Here is an 8,011-nt window from a genome sequence, read left to right on the forward strand (position 1 = left end):
GAAGGAAGTCGGCATGCTGGTGCGGCCCGGCTCAGGGCCGGGCCGCACCAGCTCCGCGGACGATCAGCCGGCGATGTACGCCCGGATGATGGTCTGGTCGATACCGCTACCGCCGTTGGCGTCGGCCTTCACCCGCAGCGAGACGGGCTTCCCGGCGGCCGCCTTCGGCAGCTCGACCCGATAGCTGTCCCCGTCGCGGGCGACCCGGGCCGTCTTCCAGGTGGCACCGTCATCGGTCGAGGTCCACACCTGGAACGCGGTCACCTTCTGCGCCTTGACGCCGCGCGCCTGCCGGACGGCCAGTTCGGCCGTTCCGCCGGTGGCGTGGTTGTTGGTGTCCATCGGCAGGGCGTAGTCGACCGCGAGCAGCGGCAGCGGCACGCTTCCGGTGCCGTCCGGCCCGGCGGACCGGAACGTCCACGAGGTGGTGACCTTGGTCGAGATCGGCAGGATCAGACTCGTGTCGACGTCGAGGGTCAGCCGGTAGTCCGCCGTCTGTTGCGGCACGGTGAAGTCAGCGAGTGGGCGGTCCCGCTCCTCGACGAGCTTGCCGTTGCGGTACAGCGACAGCTTGCGGTTCACCCCGATCGAGTTGCCCTGCAGGCAGTCGGCCCGCTGGTGCTGGTCCACCAGCGACGCCAGGTCGATGTGCAGGTTGCCCCGGGTCCGCGACGGCGGGGTCGCGCAGCTCCAGCCGGCACCGGCCGGGTCGTCGTACCAGCCGGAGTGCAGCGGCTGCCGCGCCCAGACCTTGCTCTGCCGACTGCCCGGCTGGTAACTGCGGGGTGCCTCCTGGGCCGACAGTCCGCCGTAGACGCCCTCGTCGGCCCAGAGGATGCCGGGCGAGAGGTAGTCGGTGCGGTACGGCGGCAGGTTCCCCTCGTGGGTCTGGGTCACGCCCAGCCCGTCCGGGGTGAGGCCGGTGCGGACCAACTGGGTGACCATCCCCGGCGAGTCCATCTGGTGGAACCGCTCGTCGATCCGGGCCAGCTTCGCCTGTTCCGCAGCTGTCACCCGGTACGCGGGATCGGCCGGCACGCCGCTCGCGTACTCGTGAACAAGGTTGTAGCGGTACGGCTTGGCCGTGCCGGCCGGCGAGTCCAGGTTGACTGCCGCCCAGGTACGCCGTGATCCGATGCCGGGCTTCGGCAGTGGGGAGGTGCGGATGGTCGTCGCGCTCCCGTACCCATTGATCTGGTTCCACCAGGACTGGCCGTTCTGCGCGGTCTGGAGGCTGGTGAGGTCGACCCGGGTGGGCGTGGTGGCGACGCCGTCGACCGTCGCCGTCACCGGCCTGGCCAGCACCGGGTCGATCGTCAGGCTCCGGTTGCCGGTGACGTTCAGGTCGGTCTCACCGTTGAGCGTCGTCTCCAGCACGTCACTGTCGACGTAGTAGGCGACCGAGGAGCCGAGGATCGCGTACCGGCCGGCCGGCACCCGCGTGGTGAAGGTTTCTCCGGGCGTACCGCTGGGCCCGCCGTAGTAGATGACGGGGTCGGCGAGGTTGGTGACCAGGATGTTGATCCAGCTCTCCGCGCCCTCCTTGAGGCCGGGCATCGGCTTTGTGTGGATCGTCAGGTCGTAGCTGGGCTGCTCGACGTGGAAGCTCACCGGGGTGGTCGCGACCAGCTTCCGTCCGGCGGTGCGGGCGGTGACGGTGGCCAGGTAGAAGCCCGGCCGGGCTGCCAGCGCCGCACGGTTGATCCGGACGGTAGCGCCGGCGGTGGCGCCGCGCTTGAGCGTCAACCGGCTCGTCGACAATGACGCCGTGCCGCGCGGCACCGGCTGGCCGTCGTGGTTGACGACCGCCACGTCCAGGTCGAGGACCGCCGTCGCCGAGGTCGGCGCAGCGGTCCAGCTCAGCTTCGCCTCGCTGGTCCCGGACTGCGGGTACGCGAAGGTGCCGAGGTTGACCACCGGCTGGTTGCTGACCGGGCCGCCGAGCGCCCTGGCCGCGTTGAGCCGACCGGCCCCGACGGCGTACGGGTCGACGCCGGCCAGCGGATCGGCGGCACCGACGAGCGCGGACTTTAGCTGCTCCCCCGTCCAGCCCGGATGCCGCTGGGCGAGCAGCGCGGCCGCGCCCGCCACATGTGGGCTGGCCATCGAGGTGCCGGAGATGCCCTCGTAGTACCTGTCGATCGGGTCCTGCAGGTTGGTGCCGTCGGCCCGGGCGGCGACGATGTCGACGCCGGGCGCGACCAGTTCCGGCTTGGCCACGTTGCTGCTGACCAGCGGTCCGCGGCTGGAGAAGTCGGCGAGCTTGTCGTTGCGGTCGACAGCGCCGACGGTCAGCGCGCTGGCGGCGGAGCCGGGCGAGGAGATGGCACCGCCGCTGTTGCCGGCGGCGATGACGAAGAGCGCCCCGGTCTGCCTGCTCAGGCCGTCGACGGCGAGCGAGAGCGGGTCGTTGCCGTCGTCCGGGTCGCTGCCGCCGAGGCTCATGTTGATGACATCGGCCCGGCTGGCGGCCCACTCCATGCCGGCGATGATCCCGGAGTCCGCACCGGAGCCGTGGTCGTCGAGGACCTTGCCGATCACCAGTTTGGCGTCCGGCGCCACGCCGCGACGCTGGCCGTGGGCGGCCGCGCCGGTGCCGGCGATGGTCGACGCGACATGCGTACCGTGGCCATTGTGGTCGACGGCGTCGCCACCCTCGGCGGTGAAGTCGGCGCGGTCGGCGACGCGACCGACCAGGTCCGGGTGGGTGAAGTCGGCACCTGTGTCGAGCACCGCGACCCGGACCCCCTTGCCGGTGTACCCGGCCTTCCAGGCATCGGGCGCGGAGACCTGGCCCAGGTTGCGGTCGAGGTCACCATGCTGGCTGCCGCCGGTCAGCGCGGTGGCGCGGACCTTACGGTCGAGCCAGACCTTCTTGGCCCCGGCGAGCAGCGAGTTCGTCGCCAGCTTCGCGGTGGCCGGGCTCTTCTTGGGTACGTGGCCGGCCACCGCGCCGATGCTGGGCAGCGACAGCACGTCACCGAGCGCGGCCACCCGGGCGGACGCGGTGGAGGGCTGCACGATGACCGGCAGCTGCGAGGTGCTCTCATCGTCGTAGCCGTCCGCGATCAGCGCGGTGACGTCGAAGAGGTCGGGGTCGAGGGTCGAGCCGATCTGGGACGCGACGCGCGCGGGGATGACGTGCAGGTGGCCGTCCGGCCCGCAGGTCTGTCGGAGCACCGCGTTCGGGTCGGCCGGTCGCACCGTGGCCCGCGGGCATCCCGCTCCGGTGCTCCGTACGGTCACCACGTCCCCGGTGAGCAGGGTGACGGTGTGCGTCTTCCCGTCGCCAGCGGCATCGGGTGTGCCCGACAGACCAATGCCGCTGGGCCCGGCTGTGGCTGCGCCGCCCGGTACGGCGCTCAGCGCCGTGGCCGTGACGGCGACGGCCAGCAGCCATCGCGTTTTCCTGAGCATCTTGCTCCCTGTCTTATGTAGACAAACGCACCCTCTCGGGCGACTTCTCGCAAGATCATAGGATCGACGGAACGTCGACGCGGTCCTAGCATGGGCTGAATGGATCTTCCGGATCCAGCTCGGCCGATCCCCGGCGACCAGCCCGACCGAAGGGAAACGCGCGTGCGTCGAACCCCCTTGGCACTACTCGGCGTCGGTGTCTCCGGCGCACTGCTGTTGAGCGCAGCCCCGGCAGCGGCGGCGACCCCGCCAGCGGCGCCCGCACCGACCGGCATCGTCGTCAGTGACGGCATGACGCAGCCGGTGTTCTCGCTCGCCGACGCGATCGAGGAGCGGGTGTTCGTCCAGACCCCGGTCGACACCGACCACGACGGCCGCCTCGACCGGGTGGCGATCGACATCTCCCGGCCCCGGGAGACCGCCACCCAGGGCTTCAAGGTGCCGGTCATCTTCGAGCACAGCCCGTACCGCAAGGGCACCTGGGGCGACGTGCCCTACCCGAGCGTGCTGGTGGACGACCTGCCGCAGAACGGCTTGACCGACCGTTCCGGGCGCCGGGCTCTCGACGCGGGAGCCCAGCGGGCGCAGGCGAAGGCCAACCTGCCCGGTTCGCTCGACGACTACTACGTGCCGCGGGGGTACGCGGTGGTGCTCGGTCAGAGCGTCGGCACCGGCGACTCCGACGGCTGCCCGACCAGCGGCGACCAGGCCGAGACGCTCGGCACCAAGGCGGTCATCGACTGGCTGAACGGCCGGGCGAAGGGGTACGACGCGAACGGCGCCCCGATCACCGCCGGCTGGACCACCGGCGCGGTCGGCATGACCGGCGTCTCCTACAACGGGACGCTGCCCAACCAGGTGGCCACCACCGGCGTCCGGGGCCTCAAGACCATCGTCCCGGTCTCCGCGATCAGCAGCTGGTACGACTACTACCGCGCCAACGGTCTGGTCGTCGCCCCCGGGACGTTCCAGGGCGAGGACACCGACATCCTGGCCCAGTACACCGCCGGGCAGGCACGGGCCGAGGGGCCCTGCGCCGACGAGATCGCGAAGATCACCGAGGAGCAGGACCGGGTCACCGGCGACTACTCGAAGTTCTGGAAGGACCGTGACTACCTTGACGCCCGGGACGTGGAGGCGAGCGTCTTCGTCGTGCACGGCCTCAACGACTGGAACGTGAAGACCGAGCACTTCGCCGGCTGGTGGGACGAGCTCGCCAAGCGCCACGTACCGCGCAAGATCTGGCTGCACCAGGGCGGGCACGGCGGCCCGGGCAGCAGTGCGTCGGTGACCCTGCCGGACGGGCGGACGTGGACGTACAAGCAGACCGAGAACCGCTGGTTCGACTTCTGGCTGTGGAACGTGCGCAACGGGATCATGGACGAGCCGACCGCGGTGCTGCAGCGGGAGGACCGGGCCTACACCACGTACGCCAACTGGCCCGACCCGGCAGCGCGTGAGGTCGGGTTGCGGTTCGCCGCCACCGACGCCACCGCCCCGGGCACGCTCACCACGGGCAAGCCGCCGAAGGCCAAGGTCGAGCAGAGCTTCGTCGACGAGGGTCGGACCATCCACCCGGACACCCTGGTGTCCAACCCGGACACCGCGAGTGAGAACCGGCTCGCGTACCGCTCCCCCGCGCTGACGCAGAACGTGCGCATCTCCGGACGCCCGGAGATGCGGCTGCGGATGGCGATCGACAACAAGCCGGACGCGAACCTCACCGCGTACCTGGTCGACTACGGCCCGGCCGGCTCGACCGTCGCGCCGACCGTGGTGACCCGGGGTTGGATGGACCCGCAGAACCGCAAGGGCCCGGCCCGCACCGAGCCGGTGAAGCAGGGCAAGCTGTACGACTACCGGTGGACCATGGAGCCGAAGGACTACATCTTCCCGGCGGGGCACCGGATCGGGGTGGTCGTCTTCTCCAGCGACCAGGAGTACACCCTGCTGCCGCTGGGTGGCACCGAGCTGCGGGTCGCGCCGAACGACAGCGAACTGCGGCTGCCGGTGGTCGGCGGGCGGGCCGTACTCGGGTTCTGAGCCAGTTTTTTCGAACGGGTGGGGCAGTCCGACACGTCGGGCTGCCCCACCCGTGTTTGGCGTGCGGACGCACGGGAAGACCTCGCCGATCGGGCCCGGCCGTTGTCCGGCGGTGCCGGCGAGATCAGAGGAGGAGTGAGGATGGCCGCAGGCAGCACCCGCAAGGCAACCGGTGCGAAGACGAAGACGATGCCGCCGAGCCGGAAGGTGGCGGCGAAGAAGGTCGCCGCCGCGACGAAGCGGGCCACCGGCGCGAGCGCGGCCAAGACGCCCGGCGAGAAGCCCACGCCGACCACGACCCGGGTGGCGCGAAAGAAGGACACCTCCGCCACCACGGCCACGCCCACCCGCAGGCCGACAGCGAAGGCGGCCGCCGCCAAGAACGCCCCACCGAAGAAGGCACCCGCGACGAAGGCCGCGGCCAAGAAGTCGCCCGCGAAGAAGGCCGCGGCGGCCCGGGCCCGCACCACGTCAGCGACCAGGGCGCCGGCCAAGAAGGCGACCACCATGGAGTCGTTCGGCAACCGGCGTACGCCCCGGAAGGCTTGATTCCCAATGGCGCGGGGCATTGGGAGCCGGCCCCGGCTGGTCAGGCGGGCGGGTCGGGGCAGCAGACCGTGAGCGCACCGGGCACCGAGCGCACCTTGAGCTTCGCGACCGCGGTACGCGCGCCGCCATCGAGCTCGTACGTCCGCGGCGCGGCGAAGCGGACCCGAACGCGGCGGCCGCGGGTGATCCGGACGAAGGGCGAGTCGGTCGAGCGCCCCTGCGGCCATCCGGCCGAGGGTGCGAGCCCAGTCGATCGCCCCGTTCGCGGTTGACACGCCCACCTCCAGGCAGCCGTCGTCCGGCTGGGCGTCGTCGAAGGCGGGGATGCCGCCGGTGATCGTGCCGACGTTGCCGAAGAGCACGCAGCTCGCCTCGCCGTCGAACCAGGTCACCCCGTCCACCTGGATCCGCGTGTGCACCAGTTCGCCCCGAACGTGTCGCAGCCCCGTCCAGACGTACGCCAGCCGACCGAGCCGGCTCTTGAGGTGCCGGTCCGCCTCGCGAATCAGGTCGCCGTCGAACCCGGCACCGGCCATCACCGCGAAATGCTCGCCGTTGAGGCGGCCCAGGTCCAGCCGGCGCCGCCGGCCGTGCAGGCCGATGCGTACCGCCTCCGCCAGGTCCTCCGGGATGCCGAGGTTGGCGGCGAAGAGGTTCGCGGTGCCGGCGGGCAGGATGGCCATCGGGGTCCGCGAGCGGGCGAGCGTGTCCACGCAGCGTTGCACCATGCCGTCCCCACCCCACACGAAGACCAGACCGGCGCCCTTCTTCAGCGCCTTGCGGACCTTCTTCGGCGCCTTGCGGCTCTTCGGCACCTCGTACCAGAGCAGGTGGTCGACGCCGGCGCCGACGAGGGTCGCCCGCAGCTCGTCAAGCCCGCCACCGAGGGTCTTGCGACGGTGCGCGACCACCGCGACCGCGCCCAGCCGGCCGGTGGTCACACACGTGGCGGGGGCTGCGGCGCTCGTGCTCATGGCCGCCGGTGTTACCCAGCCGGCTGACTGACTACGCCTCGGCACCGCACGGGTGTCGGCCTTGGTCGCGGCACTGTCGCGCGGGCCGTAGCCGGATGGGCCCGATGTCCGGTCCGGGAATCACCCGGATGCTGCCGCACCTGCCTTTGCTGGCCGCCGCCTGGATGAAGGTCTGTGATGGGCCGGTCACGGCGGCACCCGCACCAAAGAGCGTTATACCTCAGAGTCATATTTATGCCTCACAGGTATAGGGCTCGATGCCGACTGTCCCTCCTGTTCGGAACGCGGTCCGGCAATCCGCGCGACTTGGGGAGGTCGTGGCCTCGGCGCGTTGGCAGGCAGCAGTGTCCCGGAGATCGCGCGGATCGTGGGCCCGGCCGGATTGAGACCCCCGAGGGTCTAATGTCTGGTTCGTGATCGGCGCGGCTGGGGGTGGTTGTCCGGTATCGGGGTGAGCGTCCTGTGGTCGGGGGCACCCGCCGGGTGGAATCGGGGGCCGGTCGGGGTGGTTATACCTGGCAGATCACCGCGGCCCCCGGGCCCGGTAGCCGCAGGCCGCCGGGAACACCGGCCAGGCCGCCACGGTTACATCCGCCGTAGCCGCAGGCCGCCGGGAACACCCGTCGGGCCGGCACGGTTACATCCCCCGGACACCCGAGCAGGTCCCCTCCGATCGCCGGGTCGTTCCCCCGTGAACTTCTTCTTCGTGCGGCGCACGTCCCCTGTTGTGTGTCGCATGCACCCCCGATTGCAGAGGAGCACGCCATCATGCGTACCGATCTGATTCGTAAGACCGCTCTGACCGCTGCTGGGCTCGCGTTCACCGGCGGCGCCATCGCCGGCCCGGTGACCGCCGCGTACGCCGCGTCGGACGCCAAGCCCACCAACCAGACCCAGAGCGACCGTAAGCCCGCCGGTGAGCGTCAGCTGGGTGTGCGGTACGAGGCGCAGCCGAACTTCTACTACTGCGGCCCCGCCGCCACGCGTAACGCCCTGTCCGTGCAGGGCAAGGACATCAGCGTGGACGC

At 71.2% G+C, this 8,011-nt stretch carries 2 protein-coding genes and 2 pseudogenes; 2 read left to right on the forward strand and 2 right to left on the reverse strand.

All coding sequences use genetic code 11. The annotated features are described in order from the left end of the window. Nucleotides 1–63: 63 nt before the first annotated feature. Entirely contained in the window at nt 64–3,417 is a 3,354-nt protein-coding gene (locus ABZU69_RS02150) for a S8 family peptidase (protein WP_354962574.1), read from the reverse strand. A 162-nt stretch (nt 3,418–3,579) separates the two neighbouring features. On the opposite strand from ABZU69_RS02150, the gene ABZU69_RS02155 reads away from it, so the two are divergent. Next, complete coding sequence (locus ABZU69_RS02155) at nt 3,580–5,460, forward strand: Xaa-Pro dipeptidyl-peptidase (RefSeq protein WP_354962575.1); 1,881 nt, start codon at nt 3,580–3,582, stop codon at nt 5,458–5,460. An 821-nt stretch (nt 5,461–6,281) separates the two neighbouring features. On the opposite strand, the pseudogene ABZU69_RS02160 reads toward ABZU69_RS02155, so the two are convergent. Next, a pseudogene (locus ABZU69_RS02160) lies at nt 6,282–6,983 on the reverse strand (diacylglycerol kinase family protein); the annotation flags it as partial. Between the two features lie 768 nt (nt 6,984–7,751). Here ABZU69_RS02160 and ABZU69_RS02165 point away from each other — a divergent pair. After that, nucleotides 7,752–8,011: pseudogene (locus tag ABZU69_RS02165) on the forward strand (phytochelatin synthase); the annotation flags it as partial.

Source organism: Micromonospora sp. NPDC005206 (assembly GCF_040608175.1).
In the GTDB taxonomy this organism is placed as follows: Bacteria; Actinomycetota; Actinomycetes; order Mycobacteriales; family Micromonosporaceae; genus Micromonospora.

Coding starts and splice junctions, on each gene's coding strand:
- ABZU69_RS02150 (WP_354962574.1), bottom strand. CDS start 3,417: ATGCTCAGGAAAACGCGATGGCTGCTGGCCGTCGCCGTCACGGCCACG.